Below are 17,899 nucleotides of genomic sequence, written 5' to 3' on the forward strand. Positions count from 1 at the left end.
CCTGCGCACCCCGCCGAGCACGCTGCTGCCATGCCAGAAGTCACGACGCCCTCGACGCCCGCGACACCCACGACCGGGACGCCACCCGCCGGCTACCTGCGCGTCTTCGCCGTCCGTGAGTTCCGGGCCGTCTTCGCCGCCCATCTGCTGTCCATGCTCGGCGTGATCGTCGCCGAGATCGCGCTGTCCGTCCTCGTCTACGACCTGACCGGCTCCCCGCTGATGAGCGCCCTGGCCTGGGCCCTCGGCTTCCTGCCCTACGTCGTCGGCGGCACCCTGCTCGCCGGGGTCGCCGACCGCTTCCCGGCCCGGCGCGTGCTCGTGGGCTGCGACCTGGTGTGCGCGGTGTGCGTGGTGCCGATGACGGCGCAGGGCGCGCCCCTCGCCGTGCTGCTCGCCCTGCGCTGCTGTCTCGCCGTGGTCTCGCCGATCTTCGCGGGCACCCGGATGGCCACCCTCGCGGACATCCTCGGCGACGGCGACCTGTTCGTCCTCGGCCGCTCCCTGCTGCGCATCACCGCGCAGAGCGCGCTGCTCGTCGGCTTCGGGCTCGGCGGGCTGCTGCTCACCGTCGCCTCCCCGCGCCAGGCCCTGCTCGTCACCGTCGCCACCTTCCTCGCCTCCGCCGCGCTGCTGCGGCTCGGCACCCGCCGCCGCCCGGCCCGGGCCGGGACCGGCGGCGCCCTGGTCACGGACTCCCTCAAGGGCGCCCGGCAGATCCTCGCCGACCGGCGCGTACGGGCGCTGCTGCTGCTCTTCTGGGTGCCGCCGGCCTTCACGGTCGCCCCGGAGGCGCTGTCCGCGCCCTACGCCGACGGCCTCGGCGTCGGCCCCACCGGCCTCGGCCTGCTGATGTGCGCGCTGCCGGTCGGCGCGATCGCCGGCGAGCTGTACGCGGGCTCCCGGCTGCGCCCGGTCACCCGTGAGCGCATCGCGCTGCCGCTCGTCTGTGTGACCCTGCTGCCCTATCTCGGCTACGCCCTCCACCCCGGCCTCGCCGTCTCGCTGCTCCTGCTGGTGGTCTCGGGCGCCGGGTCGGCGTACACCCTCGGCCTCGACCAGTGGATCGTCCGGGACGTGCCCGAGGAGCTGCGAGGACGGGCCATGACGCTGCTCACCGCCGGGCTCATGACGTTCCAGGGGGTCGGCATGGCTCTCGCCGGGGTGGCCGCGGAGCTGGTGGGCGTGGCGGCCGCGGTCACGGGGGCCGGTGCGCTGGGGACGGTGTGCTGCGTACTGTCGGCCCTGGAGGTCCGGCGGACCGAAGGCCGAGACGGGGCTGACCACGATATGACCGGCCGGTAAGGTCTGGAGGCGTGCCGAAACCGCCCAGTCTCCCGTTCGACCCCATCGCCCGCGCCGACGAGCTCTGGAAGCAGCGCTGGGGGAACACGCCGTCCATGGCCGCGATCACCTCGATCATGCGCGCGCACCAGATCCTGCTCGCCGAGGTGGACGCCGTGGTCAAGCCGTACGGCCTGACGTTCGCACGCTTCGAGGCGCTGGTGCTGCTCACCTTCTCCAAGGAGGGCGAGCTGACCATGTCGAAGATCGGCGAGCGGCTCCAGGTGCACCCCACCTCGGTGACGAACACCGTCGACCGCCTGGTGAAGTCGGGCCTGGTCGCCCGGCGCCCCAACCCCAACGACGGCCGCGGCACCCTCGCCGTCATCACCGACAAGGGCCGGGAGGTCGTCGAGGAGGCCACCCGCGACCTGATGGCGATGGACTTCGGCCTCGGGGTGTACGACGCGGAGGAGTGCGGGGAGATCTTCGCGATGCTCCGGCCGCTGCGGGTCGCCGCGCAGGACTTCGACGAGGAGTGACCCGGCTCCGGCAGGGGTGACCCGGGGCAAGATCTCCCGGAACGGGTCGTTACGCTCGTCGGCATGAAGAAGAGCGTGCTGACCCGCTACCGCGTCCTGGCCTATGTCACCGGTGTGCTGCTGGTCCTGCTGTGCCTGGGCATGATCGCCAAGTACGGCCTGGACGTCGACGGGGCCGCGGACTTCACCCGCGTCGTCGCCATCGCGCACGGCTGGCTCTACGTCCTCTACCTGGTCTTCGCCTTCGACCTGGGGTCCAAGGCGAAGTGGCCGGTGGGCAAGCAGCTGTGGGTGCTGCTCGCCGGGACCGTCCCGACGGCCGCCTTCTTCGTGGAGCGCAGGATCAGCCGCGAGCTGGAGGGCCGGGTCGCCGACGAGGCTCCCGTGGCCGCCAAGGCCTAGTTCCTGCACCTGTCCCGGCGCCGATTCCGGCACCGGTCCCGCCGCCGTACCCACGCCGCACGCGCGCGTGTACGGCGGTCGGACACGCACAGTCACCGGTATGTCCGACCGATAGCCATCGACATTTACTTGGACGTCCTAGTAAATTTGAGTCATGGACGCTGACGCCATCGAGGAGGGCCGCCGTCGCTGGCAGGCCCGGTACGACGCTTCGCGCAAGCGTGAGGCCGACTTCACCACGCTCTCCGGGGACCCCGTGGAGCCGGCGTACGGGCCCCGGCCCGGTGACACGTACGACGGCTTCGAGCGGATCGGCTGGCCCGGGGAGTACCCCTTCACGCGCGGCCTGTACCCGACCGGCTACCGGGGGCGCACGTGGACCATCCGGCAGTTCGCCGGGTTCGGCAACGCCGAGCAGACCAACGAGCGCTACAAGATGATCCTGGCCAACGGCGGCGGGGGCCTGTCCGTGGCCTTCGACATGCCCACGTTGATGGGGCGCGACTCCGACGACCGGCACGCGCTGGGCGAGGTCGGGCACTGCGGGGTCGCCATCGACTCGGCCGCCGACATGGAGGTCCTGTTCAAGGACATCCCGCTGGGGGACGTCACGACCTCCATGACGATCAGCGGGCCGGCCGTACCGGTCTTCTGCATGTACCTCGTCGCCGCCGAACGGCAGGGCGTCGACCCGGGCCTCCTCAACGGCACGCTCCAGACGGACATCTTCAAGGAGTACATCGCCCAGAAGGAGTGGCTCTTCCAGCCCGAGCCGCATCTGCGTCTCATCGGCGACCTGATGGAGTACTGCGCGGCCGGCATCCCCGCCTACAAGCCGCTGTCCGTCTCCGGCTACCACATCCGTGAGGCCGGCGCGACGGCCGCGCAGGAGCTGGCCTACACGCTGGCGGACGGCTTCGGGTACGTGGAGCTGGGGCTCAGCCGCGGTCTCGACGTGGACGTGTTCGCGCCCGGGCTGTCCTTCTTCTTCGACGCGCACGTCGACTTCTTCGAGGAGATCGCCAAGTTCCGCGCGGCGCGCAGGATCTGGGCGCGCTGGATGCGGGACGTCTACGGGGCGAAGTCCGAGAAGGCGCAGTGGCTGCGCTTCCACACCCAGACCGCCGGGGTCTCGCTGACCGCCCAGCAGCCGTACAACAACGTGGTGCGTACGGCCGTGGAGGCCCTCGCGGCGGTGCTCGGCGGGACCAACTCGCTGCACACGAACGCCCTGGACGAGACGCTCGCGCTGCCGAGCGAGCAGGCGGCGGAGATCGCGCTGCGCACCCAGCAGGTGCTGATGGAGGAGACCGGCGTCGCCAACGTCGCCGATCCGCTGGGCGGTTCCTGGTACGTCGAGCAACTGACGGACCGGATCGAGGCCGACGCCGAGAAGATCTTCGAGCAGATCAGGGAGCGGGGGCTGCGGGCCCACCCCGACGGGCGGCACCCGATCGGGCCGATCACCTCCGGGATCCTGCGCGGGATCGAGGACGGCTGGTTCACCGGGGAGATCGCGGAGTCGGCCTTCCGGTACCAACAGTCCGTGGAGAAGGGCGAGAAGCGGGTCGTCGGCGTCAACGCGCACACCGGTTCGGTGACCGGGGACCTGGAGATCCTGCGGGTCAGCCACGAGGTGGAGCGCGAGCAGGTGCGGGCGTTGGGCGCCCGCAAGGCCGCTCGGGACGAGACGGCCGTGCGGGGCGCGCTCACCGCCATGCTGGGCGCCGCTCGTGACGGCTCCAACATGATCGGGCCGATGCTGGACGCGGTGCGGGCCGAGGCGACGCTGGGCGAGATCTGCGACGTGTTGCGGGACGAGTGGGGGGTGTACACCGAGCCCGCGGGGTTCTAGACGGCGCCGGCGGGGGCGTAGACGGGGGCGGGGGCGAGCAGCGGCCCCGCCCTCAGACGTGTTCGCCGGAGAGGTCTTCGGACGGGCCGGTGGACGCCGTCAGGCCCAGGAGCAGGACCCGGGTGAAGCTGCGTACCCACTCCTCGTCCGCGGGTTCCGCGCTGACCAGGGTGCGGTGCACCACCGCACCCGCCACCACGTCGAAGATGAGGTCGACCGTGCGCGCGGCCTCGGCCGGGTCGGTCTGCGGGGGGAGTTCACCGCGCGCCTGGGCGCGGGCGCGGCCCTCCAGCACCAGGTCCTTCTGCGGGTCGACGATGGAGGCGCGGATGCGCTCGCGCAGGGCGTCGTCGCGGGTGGACTCGGCGACAGCCGCCATCAGGCCGCTCTTGGCCTCCGGCCGGGCCAGGATCGCCGCGAACTGCAGGACCACACCCTCGATGTCGGCGGCGAGGCTGCCCCGGTCGGGGAGTTCGAGTTCACCGAAGAGTTCCGCGACCGCGTCGACGACCAGTTCGTTCTTGCCGGCCCAGCGGCGGTAGAGAGTCGTCTTGGCGACCCCGGCGCGCGTCGCCACATCCCCCAGCGTCAGCTTGGACCAGCCCAGCTCGACCAGCGCCTCCCGGGTCGCGGCCAGGATCGCCGTGTCGGCCGCGGCGCTGCGCGGACGGCCCGTACGACAGGCGGGGGTGCGGATCTGCATTCCCCGACCATAACCGGCGGTTTGTCATGGGCTTCCGTGAGGGAGATCACCGAGGCGGGGTGTTGCGGAGGCACTCGGTGCCATTACGCTACGACTCGTAGCGAAAGCTCGCGCGGGACGTGCGCGGGCCGCCGGTCCGGCAGGGCGCGGGGTGGGGACCCCGGCGCTCATGTTCGGGATGTTCGGGACGTATTCGGAACGCTTTTCACGCAGGCGCGCGGACGGGGGAGGATAGACGCATGCAGCCACGGAACATGTCCATGAGCGGAGTCGTCGACCTCGCCGCGGTGAAGGCGGCCCAGGAGGCCAAGGCGAAGGCGGAGCAGACGCGCGCCGAAACGGCACGGCAGGGCGGCGCGGGAGCCGTCTCCCCGGCCGATCTCGTCATCGACGTCGATGAGGCGGGCTTCGAGCGGGAGGTCCTTCAGCGGTCCGCCGAGGTGCCCGTCGTCATCGACTTCTGGGCCGAGTGGTGCCAGCCCTGCAAGCAGCTGAGCCCCGTCCTCGAGCGGCTCGCCGTCGAGTACAACGGCCGCTTCCTGCTCGCCAAGATCGACGTCGACGCCAACCAGATGCTGATGCAGCAGTTCGGGGTGCAGGGCATCCCGGCCGTCTTCGCGGTCGTCGCCGGGCAGGCGCTGCCGCTCTTCCAGGGGGCCGCCGGCGAAGCGCAGATCCGGCAGACCCTCGACCAGTTGGTGCAGGTCGCCGAGCAGCGGTTCGGGCTCACCGGCCTGACCGTCGACGCCGACGCCGAGGCGGGTGCCGTGGAGGCGGTCGAGGCCGAGCCCGTCGGGCCCTACGACGCGCTGCTCGAAGCCGCCGTACAGGCGCTGGACGCCGGTGACTTCGGCGGTGCCGTGCAGGCGTACCGCAACGTGCTCGCCGACGACCCGGGCAACAGCGAGGCCAAGCTCGGGCTCGCGCAGGCCGAGTTGCTCCAGCGGGTGGGCGGAATGGACCCGCAGCAGGTGCGCAAGGACGCCGCGGACAAGCCCGAGAACGCCGAGGCGCAGATCGCCGCGGCCGACCTGGATCTGGTGGGCGGTCATGTCGAGGACGCCTTCGGACGGCTCATCGACACCGTGCGGCGCACGGCCGGTGACGACCGGGAAGCCGTACGGCTGCGGCTGCTCGAACTGTTCGAGGTGGTAGGGCCGGACGACCCCCGGGTCGCGGCGGCCCGGCGAGCGCTGGCGCGCGCCCTGTTCTGATCCGGCGGGAGCCGGGTTCTGACCAGTCACTAAACGTCAGAGCCCGTGGTGCCGGAGTGAAAGTTCTGCCGATGTGGTTCCTCTGCGGCCGCGCTTTACCAAATCTTGGTAATCGCGGCCGCTGTTACTGCAAGTAAGACTTGGGCGTTGTTCTGTCGGATTCTGTCCAGTGATCAACAGCTTTGTCCCGGGCATCGATGACACCCTGTGTTGCCGGTCGAGACCTATGGGTCGTTGTTCGGTTATCCGGCCGTTACTAGCGAGTAACGAACCCCCTTGTGCGGGCGGCGAGAATGCACCACGATCGGCCACGCTCGGTCCAATCCCGTACCCCGACAGCCGGTTGGGTCAACGGGTTTTCCTGGGTCCCCACCGAGCAGAGCCGACGGCAGTGGAGTCGGCTCTCGGACAGGGGGGTCTTCGCTGCGGTGAAGCCTGTCCAGCAAGGTTGTGCGTGATGCGTGTCAGGCGCGACCAGTGGTTGTCGCTCGGGGGTGATCGCCGGTGATCGGTGCGCGGTTCGCGCCTCCGAGACAGGCGCTCCCCTTCCCGAGGACGTAGCACTTCTCCCATCCCTGCCCGGCTGAGCCGCCGTCCGAGGGGGCTCACGGGATCAGGAGATGTACGTCCGAGAAGGAGGAAATATGGAGTCCCAGGTGCGTGGCGGGACCAGATGGAAGCGCTTCGCTGTGGTCATGGTGCCCAGCGTCGCCGCTACGGCATGTATAGGTGTCGCCCTCGCGCAGGGTGCACTGGCCGCGTCGTTCAGCGTGTCCGGTCAGTCGTTCAAGGTGACGGCCGACAAGCTCGAAGGCACGGGCTTCTCGCAGTACGGCGCGATCGACTCGGGTTACACCCTCGACGGCAAGAAGACGGCTCACGCCGTTGCCGTCTCGGCGTTCAAGAGCGCCTCGATCACGAACATGTGCCAGTCCGTGGTCACCCCGAACATCCCGCTGCTCGGTTCCGTCAGCCTCACGCTGAAGGCGGGCGGCGGCGGTAAGCCGGTCGAGGCAGAGAACCTGTACATCGACGTCGAGGACCTGCAGGCGGACGCCGTCTTCAAGGGCATCGACATCGGTGTGGCCGCGAAGGACGCCAACAAGGGTCCGGGCCTCAAGAGCGGTGACACGGCCAACCCGTACGGGTTCGCCCAGCAGGCGGACTCCGCCACGCTGACCGACGTGAAGCAGACGGCGTGGGCCACCACCGCCGGAACCTTCAAGCTCAGCGGCCTGAAGATGTCGCTGTCGACGGGTGTCAAGGAGTGCTACTAAGCACTCTCTGACGGGCGGGGGGGCCGGTGGCGCCCCCGCCCGTCCAGTCTGAAGCCCGGGGCTTCACCAGCACTTCGACCCACCACCACAGAAACGCCGCACCAGGGAGCTGTTTTCCATGAGCGCCGAGACCCCTGTCGCCCCCGGCCAGTTCACCCGCCGGAGGCAGCAGTTCCGCGCATGGCGGGGCACCAGGCCGTTCTGGGCGGGCTTGTTCGTCCTCCTCGCCGGCTTCCCCATCGCCTACTTCCCTTACGCGCACCTCCAGGTGGGCCACCTGACGCTGGCGATGGCCACCACCGCGGGCGCGGGGTCGCTGATCATCGGCGTGCTGCTGGGCGTTCTGGGCATCAGTCTGTGGTTCCAGAAGCACGTACAGGTCTTCGCGGGAGTCGCGGCGATCCTGCTCGGTCTGGTCTCCATCCCGGTGTCGAACCTGGGCGGCTTCCTCATCGGCTTCCTGTTCGCGCTGATCGGCGGGGCGATGGCCGTGTCCTGGGTGCCGGGCACACCGCCCGCCCAGGCTCCGGGGCCCGAAGCCGGCGCGACCGCCGGAGGCGCCCCCGAGGGCGCGTTCCCCGCACCTCCCGCCGACGCGGGCGACCTCACCGAGAACCCGTACAGCACGGGCCCGGCCCCCACCGAGAAGCCGTCCTTCACGAAGGACGACCACGGGGCGGGCGAGCCGCACGATCTGCACGATCTGTCAGGAACGAGCCCGGCCAACGGGGCGAACGGGAGGCACAGTGCCGGCTGACGAGGTTTCCACCGGGAGCGATGTGGACGCTGCCCGCGTGAGAACCACCGGGCCGCGGCACGCGGCACCCAAGAAGCCGATCTTCACCAGGTTCCACATGCCGGCCGGCAAGGCGATAGCCCTGGCGGCCATGCCGACGGCGGTCCTGATGGGCATGGGGTTCACGCCGACCCTCGCCAACGCCGAGGACCAGCCGGCGTCCAAGAGCCTCACGATCGACGAGTACAAGGACTGTGTGGCGGCCCTGGAGGACGCGGACGCCTCCGCGTCGGCCTCCCCGTCACCGTCCGCCTCGGCGAGCGCGAGCGAATCGGCAGACGACTCCAAGGACGACTCCAAGGACGAGTCCACGGACGACTCGAAGGACACGTCGAGCGGCTCGGGCGACACGGGTGACTCCGGTTCGTCGGATTCAGGTTCCGACGACACGGCCGAGCCCGCTCCCGCCGCGTCCTCCGCGGCCGCCGCGCCCGACAAGTCGTCGACGTCCGGTGACACCGCGACGGCGAGCCCCTCGGCCTCCGCGACGGACAAGAACGTCCTGGAGACCATCGGCGACGCGATCACGGACCTCTTCGACGGCAACGACACCGACGCGACGGCCGGTTCGAGCCCGTCTCCGTCGGCTTCGGCCTCGGAGTCGGCGCCGACCGGCGACTCGTCGGCGGACTCCGGCTCGGGTTCGTCGGACGGTTCCGGCACCTCCGACTCCGGCAAGGACTCGTCCGGCACCTCCAAGGACACCACCGACGCCGTCACCGACACGGTGAAGGACACCGTCAAGGACACCGCCGACAAGGCCGAGGACACCGCGAAGGACACCGAGGAGGCCGCCGAGGACGCCACGGCCTCGCCGAGCCCCTCGGAGAGCGCCACCACGGACGCCGACGACTGCCCCGCCGCCACGGACGACGAGGGCGGCATCGACAACAAGATCAGGCTGCCCGACGACCCCTGGTACCTCAACGCCAGTTCGCTGCTCCTCAAGGGCGCCGACTACCAGGGCATCGTCAAGGTGAAGACCGCCAACGGCACGGTCAAGGAGGTGCTGAAGTACGTCATCTCCGACGGCACCGACATCGGCGACCTGCACCAGACGGTGGACGACAAGCAGTCCGGCAAGACGTACCACGTGCAGGCGGGCAAGGGCACCACGTCCACCATCCGTGACGGCGACACGATCATGTACACGGAGAGCATCTCCGGCAACCTGTTCGGCCTGATACCCATCACGTTCAGCCCGAAGAGCCCGCCGCCGCTGAACATCCCGCTGATCTACTTCACCAACGTGAAGGTCCAGCAGGCGGGCCAGCTCGGCGGCACGCTGACCGTCCCCGGCCTGCACCAGTACACGACCGGCTGAGCAGTACCGGCCGATCGTCCCCAGACCCGTCCGGGAGCCGCAACAAACGCTGAGGGCGCCCCCTGTTCCACAGGGGGCGCCCTCAGCGCCGTACGAGCCGCATCCGGCGGCCGGGGCCGCCCGCTCAGTCGCGGGAGCCGCCACCGAGGTGGTGGACACGGAGCATGTTGGTGGTGCCGGGCACGCCGGGGGGCGAGCCGGCGGTGATGATGACGATCTCGCCCGGGTCGAAGCGGTTGATCTTGGCGATCTGCTGGTCGACCATGTCGACCATCTCGTCGGTGCTGTTCACGAACGGCACGATGTGCGACTCGACGCCCCAGCTGAGCGCCAGCTGGTTGCGGGTGCCCTCGTCGGTGGTGAAGGCGATGATCGGCTGGGCCGCGCGGTAGCGCGAGAGCCGGCGGGCGGTGTCGCCGGACTGGGTGAAGGCCACCAGACCCCGGCCGCCCAGGAAGTCGGAGATCTCGCACGCGGCGCGCGCGATCGAACCACCCTGCGTGCGCGGCTTCTTGCCCGGCACGAGCGGCTGGAGCCCCTTGCTGAGCAGCTCCTGCTCGGCCGCGGTGACGATCTTCGACATCGTCTTCACGGTCTCGATCGGGTAGGCGCCCACGCTCGACTCGGCGGACAGCATGACCGCGTCCGCGCCGTCCAGGATCGCGTTGGCCACGTCGGAGGCCTCGGCGCGGGTCGGACGGGAGTTGGTGATCATCGACTCCATCATCTGGGTCGCCACGATCACCGGCTTGGCGTTGCGACGGCACAGCTCGATGAGGCGCTTCTGCACCATGGGGACCTTCTCGAGCGGGTACTCGACGGCCAGGTCGCCACGGGCCACCATGACGGCGTCGAACGCCATCACGACGTCCTCCATGTTGTCCACCGCCTGCGGCTTCTCCACCTTGGCGATGACGGGGACCCGGCGGCCCTCCTCGTCCATCACCCGGTGGACGTCGGCCACGTCCTTGGCGTCCCGGACGAAGGACAGCGCGACCAGGTCGCAGCCCATCCGCAGCGCGAACCGCAGGTCCTCGATGTCCTTCTCGCTCAGCGCGGGCACGTTGACGGCCGTGCCGGGCAGGTTGATGCCCTTGTGGTCGGAGATGACACCGCCCTCGATGACGATCGTCTTCACCCGCGGGCCCTCGACGTCCAGGACCTTCAGCTCGACGTTGCCGTCGTTGATGAGGATCTGGTCGCCGCGCGAGACGTCGCCCGGCAGGCCCTTGTACGTCGTGCCGCAGATCGTCTTGTCGCCGGGGACGTCCTCGGTGGTGATGGTGAACTCGTCACCGCGCACCAGCTCGACCGGACCCTCGGCGAAGGTCTCGAGGCGGATCTTCGGGCCCTGGAGGTCGGCGAGGACACCGATGGCCCGGCCGGTCTCCTTGGCGGCGGCCCGGACCCGGTCGTAGCGGCCCTGGTGCTCGGCGTGGGTGCCGTGGCTGAAGTTGAAGCGGGCCACGTTCATGCCGGCCTCGATCAGCGACACGAGCATTTCGTGGGAGTCGACCGCGGGGCCGAGAGTACAGACGATTTTCGAACGGCGCATGGGGCGATCCTATCGGTTTGTTTCGCTACGGAATATTCCGTCTGGTGGAAGATACAAATGAGAGGGGTTGTGCTCAGTTGCTTTCCTGCTCAGTTTGTCTTTTGCACCAGTGCGTAGGTCTGCGTGGCGATCTCCAGTTCCTCGTCCGTCGGCACCACGGCGACCGCCACCCGCGCGCCGGCGGGCGAGATCAGCCGCGGCTCGTCACCGCGTACAGCGTTCAGCTCGTCGTCCACCGCCAGGCCCAGGGAACCCAGGCCCGCCACGGCCGCCTCCCGCACCGGCGCCGCGTTCTCACCGACCCCGGCGGTGAACGCGACCGCGTCCACGTGCCCGAGTACGGCGTAATAGGCGCCGATGTACTTCTTCAGCCGGTGAATGTAGATGTCGAACGCGAGCTTCGCCCGCTCGTCACCCTCGTCGATCCGGCGTCGGATCTCGCGCATGTCGTTGTCACCGCACAGCCCGATCAGCCCGCTCTTCTTGTTGAGAAGAGTGTCGATTTCATCGATGGACATTTCACCAACACGCGCCAAATGGAAGATGACGGCCGGATCGATGTCCCCGGAGCGCGTACCCATCACGAGCCCCTCCAAGGGCGTCAGCCCCATCGAGGTGTCCACGCACCGGCCCTTCTCGACGGCCGAGGCGGACGCCCCGTTGCCGAGGTGCAGCACGATGACATTCACCTCTTCGGGTGCCTTGCCCAGCAGCTTCGCCGTCGCCCGGGAGACGTACGCGTGCGAGGTCCCGTGAAAGCCGTAGCGCCGCACCCGGTGCGCGTCGGCGGTCTCGACGTCGATCGCGTAGCGGGCCGCCGCCTCCGGCATCGTGGTGTGGAACGCGGTGTCGAAGACGGCGACCTGGGGCAGGTCGGGCCGCAGCGCCGTCGCGGTGCGGATGCCGGTGAGGTTGGCCGGGTTGTGCAGCGGGGCGACCGGGATCAGCCGCTCGATCTCGGCGAGGACGGCGTCGTCGATCACGGTCGGCTCGGTGAAGTGCTTGCCGCCGTGCACGACCCGGTGCCCGATGGCGGCGAGTTCGGGGGAGTCGAGGCCGAGCCCGTCCTTCGCCAGCTCCTCCGCCACGGCCTTCAGCGCGGCATCGTGGTCGGCGATCGGCCCGGTCCACTCACGGCTCCCGCCGCCGGCCGCGAGGGGCGTGTGCTTGAGCCGGGAGGACTGCTCACCGATCCGCTCGACGAGCCCGTTCGCCAGCCGGCTGCTGTCCCGCATGTCGAGCAGCTGGTACTTCACCGACGAGGAGCCGGAGTTGAGGACGAGGACACGGGTTGCGGTCACTGCTGGGAAGCCTTCTCGTTCGGGGTCTGGGCCTGGATCGCCGTGATGGCGACGGTGTTGACGATGTCCTGGACCAGGGCGCCCCGGGACAGGTCGTTGACCGGCTTGCGCAGACCCTGGAGCACCGGCCCGACCGCGATCGCGCCGGCCGAACGCTGCACGGCCTTGTAGGTGTTGTTGCCGGTGTTCAGGTCCGGGAAGATCAACACGCTGGCCTGGCCGGCGACTTCGGAGCCCGGCAGCTTGGTCGCGGCGACCGTCGGCTCCACGGCGGCGTCGTACTGGATCGGCCCCTCGATCTTCAGGTCGGGGCGCCGCTCACGGACGAGCTTCGTCGCCTCCCGCACCTTGTCGACGTCGGCGCCCGAGCCGGACGTACCGGTGGAGTACGACAGCATCGCGATCCGCGGCGCCACACCGAACTGGGCGGCGGTCGCGGCCGCCTGGATGGCGATGTCGGCCAGCTGCTCGGCGTTCGGGTCGGGGTTCACGGCGCAGTCGCCGTACACGAGGACCTTGTCGGCCAGGCACATGAAGAAGACGGACGAGACGATGTCGGCGTCCGGCTTGGTCTTGATGATCTCGAAGGCCGGCCGGATGGTGGCGGCCGTGGAGTGCACCGACCCGGAGACCATGCCGTCGGCGAGACCCTCCTGGACCATGAGCGTGCCGAAGTAGTTCACGTCCGAGACGACGTCGTACGCCAGCTCCACCGTGACGCCCTTGTGGGCCCGCAACCGGGCGTACTTCTCGGCGAAGGAGTCGCGCAGCTCGGAGGTGGCCGGGTCGATCAGCGAGCAGTCGCCGAGGTCGATGCCGAGGTCGGCGGCCTTCTTGCGGATCTGGTCGACGGGCCCGAGGAGCGTCAGGTCGCAGACGCCCCGGCGCAGCAGCACCTCGGCCGCGTGCAGCACGCGCTCCTCGGTCCCCTCCGGAAGGACGACCCGGCGCTTGTCGACGCGGGCCTGCTCCAGGAGCTTGTGCTCGAACATCATCGGCGTGAGGCGGTCGGTGCTCGGCGCGGAGACGCGGCTGAGCAGATCGACCGTGTCCACGTGCCGCTCGAACAGTCCCAGCGCGGTCTCGGCCTTGCGCGGGGTGGCCGCGTTCAGCTTGCCCTCGAGGGAGAACAGCTGCTCGGCCGTGAGGAAGCTGTTGCCGGGCACCGAGACGACGGGTGTGCCGGGGGCGAGGCGGGCGGCGAGGGTGAGGATCTCGGCGCTCGGCACCTCGTCGAGCGTGAGCAGCAGCCCGGCTATCGGCGGGGTGCCGGCGCTGTGCGCGGCCAGCGAGCCGATGACCAGGTCGGCGCGGTCTCCCGGGGTGACGACCAGGCAGCCCGGGGTCAGCGCGTTGAGGAAGTTCGGCAGCATCGCCCCGCCGAAGACGAAGTCGAGCGCGTCACGGGCCAGCCCGGAGTCGTCGCCGAGCAGCACCCTCGCGCCCAGCGCGTGGCTGATCTGCGCGACGGTCGGCGCGGAGAGCGCGGGCTCGTCGGGCAGCACGTAACAGGGCACGGGCAGCCGGGTCGCGAGCCGGGCGGCGATCTCCTCCCGGTCGTCCGGGGCCACCCGGTTGGTCACCATGGCGAGGACGTCGCAGCCGAGGACCTCGTACGCCCGGTAGGCGTTGCGGGTCTCCGCGAACACGGACTCCACGGGCTGCTTGCGGCCGCCGACGACCGGGATCACGGACGCGCCGAACTCGTTCGCGAGGCGCGCGTTGAGGGCGAGTTCGTCCGGGAACTGGGTGTCGGCGTAGTCCGTTCCGAGGACGAGGACGACGTCGTAGTCGCGGGCGACTCGGTGGAACCGCTCGACGAGGGTGGAGACCAGTTCGTCCGTCCCCTGTTCCGCCTGCAGGGCGGACGCCTCGTGGTAGTCCATGCCGTAGACGGTGGCCGGATCCTGCGCGAGCCGGTAGCGCGCACGCAGCAGCTCGAAGAGCCGGTCGGGCCCGTCGTGGACGAGGGGACGGAACACGCCCACCCGGTCGACCTGCCGGGTCAGGAGCTCCATGACTCCCAGCTCGACGACCTGACGGCCGTCGCCGCGGTCGATTCCGGTCACGTACACGCTGCGGGTCACGCGAGCTCTCCGTCTCTGTGCAGGGGCGCGGGGCACGGGGCACAAAAATCGCCCACCTAGGTGAGCAGATCCCTCTTGACAATACCTCTGGCCGTAGTTAAGGCGCCCGTCAAGAGACAGCCCGCTCGGCGGCGTGAAACAATCGAATCTGGCTCACCGGTACCAACAGCGAGCAGGAGACACAGCACGATGCGCATCGGAGTTCTCACCGCAGGTGGCGACTGTCCCGGCCTGAACGCAGTGATCCGGTCGGTCGTGCACCGCGCCGTCGACAACTACGGCGACGAGGTGATCGGCTTCGAAGACGGCTACGCGGGTCTGCTGGACGGCCGTTACCGCGGCCTCGACCTCAACGCCGTGAGCGGCATCCTGGCCCGCGGCGGCACCATCCTCGGCTCGTCCCGCCTGGAGCGCGACCGGCTGCGCGAGGCCTGCGAGAGCGCCTCCGACATGATCCACGACTTCGGCATCGACGCACTGATCCCGATCGGCGGCGAGGGCACGCTGACGGCGGCGCGGATGCTGTCGGACGCCGGCCTGCCGGTGGTGGGCGTGCCGAAGACGATCGACAACGACATCTCTTCGACGGACCGCACGTTCGGCTTCGACACGGCGGTGGGCGTCGCGACGGAGGCGATGGACCGCCTCAAGACCACGGCGGAATCCCACCAGCGGGTGATGGTGGTCGAGGTCATGGGCCGGCACGCGGGCTGGATCGCGCTGGAGTCCGGCATGGCCGCCGGCGCGCACGGGATCTGCCTGCCGGAGCGGCCCTTCGACCCCACCGACCTGGTGAAGATGGTCGAGGAGCGGTTCGCGCGCGGCAAGAAGTTCGCGGTGATCTGCGTCGCGGAAGGCGCGCACCCGGCCGACGGCACCATGGACTACAGCAAGGGCGCGATCGACCAGTTCGGTCACGAGCGATTCCAGGGCATCGGCACGGCGCTGGCCTACGAGCTGGAGAAGCGGCTCGGCAAGGAGGCCCGACCGGTGATTCTCGGCCACGTCCAGCGTGGCGGTGTCCCGACGGCGTACGACCGTGTCCTGGCGACCCGCTTCGGCTGGCACGCGGTGGAGGCGGCGCACCGGGGCCAGTTCGGGCGGATGACCGCGCTGCGCGGGACGGACGTGGTGATGGTGCCGCTGGCGGAGGCGGTCACCGAGCTGAAGACGGTGCCGAAGGACCGGATCGTCGAGGCGGAGTCGGTCTTCTAGGCCGGGCCCGGGGCGCTGCCGCGCGGACACGACCTAGGCGGTCCGGTTCTCGAGACTCGTCCAGAAGGTGTCGACGATCCGGTCGAGGAAGTCCCGCCCGGCGTCGCTCGCCTCCCCGGCCGCACTGCCGTCGCCCCAGCTCAGCGTGGCGACCATCTGCCCCTGGTAGTCCTGGTGCAGCTCCTGGAGGGTCTCCTCCAGGAGCCGCCGGTCCAGGGGCACGATCCTGCCCACGGGTCTGACGTACGCCTGCCAGCGGGTGCGGGCGGCGGTCCGCAGCAGGTCCGCCAGCTTGGCTTCGAGGCCGGTGACGGTGACCAGGTCGGGCAGCGAGAGGTCGAGCAGCTCGGCGAGGGCCGCGGACTGCCTGTCCGTGCCGCGCCACTGCCCGCTCTCCTCCATCCGCGTGTACGCCAGGAACTCGTGCCCCACGGCCCGGGCGACGTCCTCGGGGGCGAAGCCCTGGGCGACGCGGTGTTCGCGCAGGGTGCGCGGCCTGCCGATCAGTTCACCCGGGGAACACCACAACACGCCCGCGAGAGCGGTGAGTTCGGGATGCGTGGGGGTGAGTGCCCCGCGTTCCCAGGCGACGACGAGATCGGGGGTGGCGTGCGGCAGGGCGTAGGAGGCGCGCAGTCCGTGGGCGACGTGGTCCGGGGTCATGCCGAGGGCCGCGCGGAGCCTGCGGGCCGCGGGGGCGTTGAAGGGGGGACCTGGCTGACGGGTGTGGGCTGGAGGTCTGGGCACGGGGGACAAGGTAGGGGGCCCGGGGTGCGGTGACTACAGGGTGTTCGGACACAGTCACCGGTTGTAGGAACCTACGGTGGTGACCGATCGGTCAGTTGTGCCGCGTGATCTTTCCGACGACCGGTCCGTAATAGGTACCGCCCTGGAAGGTGATGGTGTCGCCGCCTGAACCCGAGCCCGAGCCCGCGCCGGGGTGGGGCTCCTCCCGGGTGCCGGGGGCGTTCCGTGGGCGTGGGTCGTGCTTGCGCAGGACCGCCAGCGCGACCTTGGCCGCCTGCCCCGCCGCCAGCTCCTGCGAGCCCTCCGCGTCGGCCGTGCTCTTCCCGGCGTCGGCGAGGTCGCTGATGCCCCGGACGACGAGGGCGTCCAGCCGGCCGCTGAGATGCGCCGCGTGGGACGCCCCGGAGCCCTCCATCTCGACGGCGTACGCGTCGTTGTACGTCCGTCGGATGTGATCCCGCAGCGCGGACCGCTCGTCGGCCAGCACGACGTCCCCGCAGGCGATCGGCTTGCGGTGGGCCCGCACCCCGTCCAGGTCCCGCAGCGCCGAGCGGGCCGCCTGGACCAGGCGGTGCGAGCCGTGCCAGGCCTCGGGGCGGGCCAGGAAACCTTGCGGGGTCTGCTTGCCGCCGTGGACGGCGTAGACCTTGGTGCCGACGACGACGTCACCGAGCCGCAGGTCGTCCTTGAGGCCGCCCGCGACGCCCACGAACAGCAGGCACTCGGGGGCGAGTGCGGAGACGATGCGGGTGGTGAGCGCGGCCGTGGTCAGGGCACCCTCGCCCAGCTCGGCGAGCGCCACCGTCCAGCCGGTACCGGAGAGCCGGCCCTGTTCGAGACGGGTTCCGTCGTCGAGGACGACTTCGTCGAGGGATTCCAGGAGGGCGCGCACGGCGTCGTACTCGACGGGAAGCGCGGTGAGGACCACGGCGATGGGTTCGGTCTCGGGCACCCCCTTAAGGTACTGCCAGGATCATCGGGGGAGGGGGCGGTCACCATGGCCGAACAGGACGTCAGTGCCGGGCAGTTGCTGCTCGCCGAGTACCAGACCGTCAAGGACGAGCAGAAGGCGCGGATCGGGTTCCGGGACAACCTGTTGTACGTGACCCTGGCGGTGGTCGCGGCGGTGATCGCCGCGGCGGCCCAGGCCGAACGGACGTCGATGCTGCTCGCGTTGCCGCCGGTGTGCGTGGTGCTGGGGTGGACCTACCTGGTCAATGACGAGAAGATCTCGGCCGTCGGGCGGTATGTGCGCCAGGAGTTGGCGCCGAGGCTCGCCGAACTGGCCGGGACCGAGGTGGCGTTCCGGTGGGAGAACTACCACCGGGCCGGCCCCGGGCGGATCTCCCGGAAGATCGCGCAGTGCGTGGTCGATCTGCTGGCGTTCTGCGTCGTGCCGACGGCCGCGCTGGTCGTGTACTGGGGCGGGGGACAGGTGTCGGCGGGGCTGCTGGTGCTGTCCTTGGCCGAGGCGGGAGCGGTGGCCGGACTGGGCGTGTTCGTCGTGCGGTACGCGATTCCGTTCGGGGGCGGCGGTGAGTGACGGCGGCCGCGGTGCGTCAGGGTGGTGGCGGTGAGCGATGGCCGCGGCGATAGG

The 17,899-nt window shown here is 70.3% G+C and carries 16 protein-coding genes; 10 read left to right on the forward strand and 6 right to left on the reverse strand.

Annotated features, from left to right (window positions below):
* Positions 1 to 30 precede the first annotated feature (30 nt).
* From OG736_RS29975 to OG736_RS29990, 4 genes are all read left to right on the forward strand, one after another.
* Positions 31 to 1,305 (forward strand): MFS transporter, encoded by a 1,275-nt coding sequence (locus OG736_RS29975; protein WP_327185136.1) that lies wholly within the window; start codon positions 31 to 33, stop codon positions 1,303 to 1,305.
* 11 nt (positions 1,306 to 1,316) lie between these two features.
* Positions 1,317 to 1,826, forward strand: coding sequence for a MarR family winged helix-turn-helix transcriptional regulator (locus OG736_RS29980; protein ID WP_020131140.1), 510 nt, complete (start codon positions 1,317 to 1,319; stop codon positions 1,824 to 1,826).
* Between the two features lie 63 nt (positions 1,827 to 1,889).
* Positions 1,890 to 2,228 carry a DUF3817 domain-containing protein gene (locus OG736_RS29985; protein ID WP_020131139.1) on the forward strand — a complete coding sequence of 113 codons (339 nt, stop codon included), beginning with the start codon at positions 1,890 to 1,892 and terminating at the stop codon, positions 2,226 to 2,228.
* A 154-nt stretch (positions 2,229 to 2,382) separates the two neighbouring features.
* On the forward strand, positions 2,383 to 4,083 hold the full coding sequence (locus OG736_RS29990; RefSeq protein WP_327185137.1) for a coenzyme B12-dependent isobutyryl-CoA mutase large subunit: 1,701 nt from the start codon (positions 2,383 to 2,385) through the stop codon (positions 4,081 to 4,083).
* A 52-nt stretch (positions 4,084 to 4,135) separates the two neighbouring features.
* On the opposite strand, the gene OG736_RS29995 is transcribed toward OG736_RS29990, so the two are convergent.
* Positions 4,136 to 4,786, reverse strand: a complete 651-nt coding sequence (locus OG736_RS29995; RefSeq protein ID WP_327185138.1) for a TetR/AcrR family transcriptional regulator — start codon at positions 4,784 to 4,786, stop codon at positions 4,136 to 4,138.
* Positions 4,787 to 5,025: 239 nt separating this feature from the next.
* On the opposite strand from OG736_RS29995, the gene OG736_RS30000 reads away from it, so the two are divergent.
* From OG736_RS30000 to OG736_RS30015, 4 genes are all read left to right on the forward strand, one after another.
* The gene (locus OG736_RS30000; RefSeq protein ID WP_327185139.1) at positions 5,026 to 6,000 is read left to right on the forward strand and encodes a tetratricopeptide repeat protein; all 975 of its coding nucleotides are present in this window, start codon (positions 5,026 to 5,028) and stop codon (positions 5,998 to 6,000) included.
* 644 nt (positions 6,001 to 6,644) lie between these two features.
* On the forward strand, positions 6,645 to 7,277 hold the full coding sequence (locus OG736_RS30005; RefSeq protein WP_327185140.1) for a DUF6230 family protein: 633 nt from the start codon (positions 6,645 to 6,647) through the stop codon (positions 7,275 to 7,277).
* 118 nt (positions 7,278 to 7,395) lie between these two features.
* The gene (locus OG736_RS30010; RefSeq protein WP_267018374.1) at positions 7,396 to 8,034 is read left to right on the forward strand and encodes a DUF6114 domain-containing protein; all 639 of its coding nucleotides are present in this window, start codon (positions 7,396 to 7,398) and stop codon (positions 8,032 to 8,034) included.
* Complete coding sequence (locus OG736_RS30015; protein WP_327185143.1) at positions 8,024 to 9,397, forward strand: hypothetical protein; 1,374 nt, start codon at positions 8,024 to 8,026, stop codon at positions 9,395 to 9,397. Before OG736_RS30010 ends, OG736_RS30015 begins: the two co-directional genes overlap by 11 nt.
* 124 nt (positions 9,398 to 9,521) lie before the next feature.
* Here OG736_RS30015 and pyk read toward each other — a convergent pair whose 3' ends face one another.
* The 3 genes from pyk to pta form a co-directional block, all read right to left on the reverse strand.
* A complete protein-coding gene (pyk, locus tag OG736_RS30020) occupies positions 9,522 to 10,952 on the reverse strand; it encodes a pyruvate kinase (protein ID WP_327185144.1) in 1,431 nt (476 codons plus the stop codon).
* Positions 10,953 to 11,041: 89 nt separating this feature from the next.
* Positions 11,042 to 12,253, reverse strand: coding sequence for an acetate kinase (locus tag OG736_RS30025; RefSeq protein WP_327185145.1), 1,212 nt, complete (start codon positions 12,251 to 12,253; stop codon positions 11,042 to 11,044).
* Entirely contained in the window at positions 12,250 to 14,340 is a 2,091-nt protein-coding gene (gene pta, locus OG736_RS30030) for a phosphate acetyltransferase (RefSeq protein ID WP_327185146.1), read from the reverse strand. The genes OG736_RS30025 and pta overlap by 4 nt, the downstream gene beginning before the upstream one ends.
* A gap of 189 nt (positions 14,341 to 14,529) precedes the next feature.
* On the opposite strand from pta, the gene OG736_RS30035 reads away from it, so the two are divergent.
* The gene (locus tag OG736_RS30035; protein ID WP_020131129.1) at positions 14,530 to 15,555 is read left to right on the forward strand and encodes an ATP-dependent 6-phosphofructokinase; all 1,026 of its coding nucleotides are present in this window, start codon (positions 14,530 to 14,532) and stop codon (positions 15,553 to 15,555) included.
* Between the two features lie 33 nt (positions 15,556 to 15,588).
* Here OG736_RS30035 and OG736_RS30040 read toward each other — a convergent pair whose 3' ends face one another.
* Both OG736_RS30040 and mtnN read right to left on the reverse strand, forming a co-directional pair.
* On the reverse strand, positions 15,589 to 16,311 hold the full coding sequence (locus OG736_RS30040; protein WP_327185147.1) for an XRE family transcriptional regulator: 723 nt from the start codon (positions 16,309 to 16,311) through the stop codon (positions 15,589 to 15,591).
* An 82-nt stretch (positions 16,312 to 16,393) separates the two neighbouring features.
* Entirely contained in the window at positions 16,394 to 17,254 is an 861-nt protein-coding gene (mtnN, locus tag OG736_RS30045; RefSeq protein ID WP_327185148.1) for a 5'-methylthioadenosine/S-adenosylhomocysteine nucleosidase, read from the reverse strand.
* Between the two features lie 45 nt (positions 17,255 to 17,299).
* Between mtnN and OG736_RS30050 the strand changes: the two genes are divergently transcribed.
* A complete protein-coding gene (locus OG736_RS30050) occupies positions 17,300 to 17,845 on the forward strand; it encodes a hypothetical protein (protein ID WP_327185149.1) in 546 nt (181 codons plus the stop codon).
* The last annotated feature ends 54 nt before the right edge of the window (positions 17,846 to 17,899 follow it).

Origin of the sequence: Streptomyces sp. NBC_01334 (assembly GCF_035983595.1) — a bacterium.
GTDB lineage: Bacteria > Actinomycetota > Actinomycetes > Streptomycetales > Streptomycetaceae > Streptomyces > Streptomyces coriariae.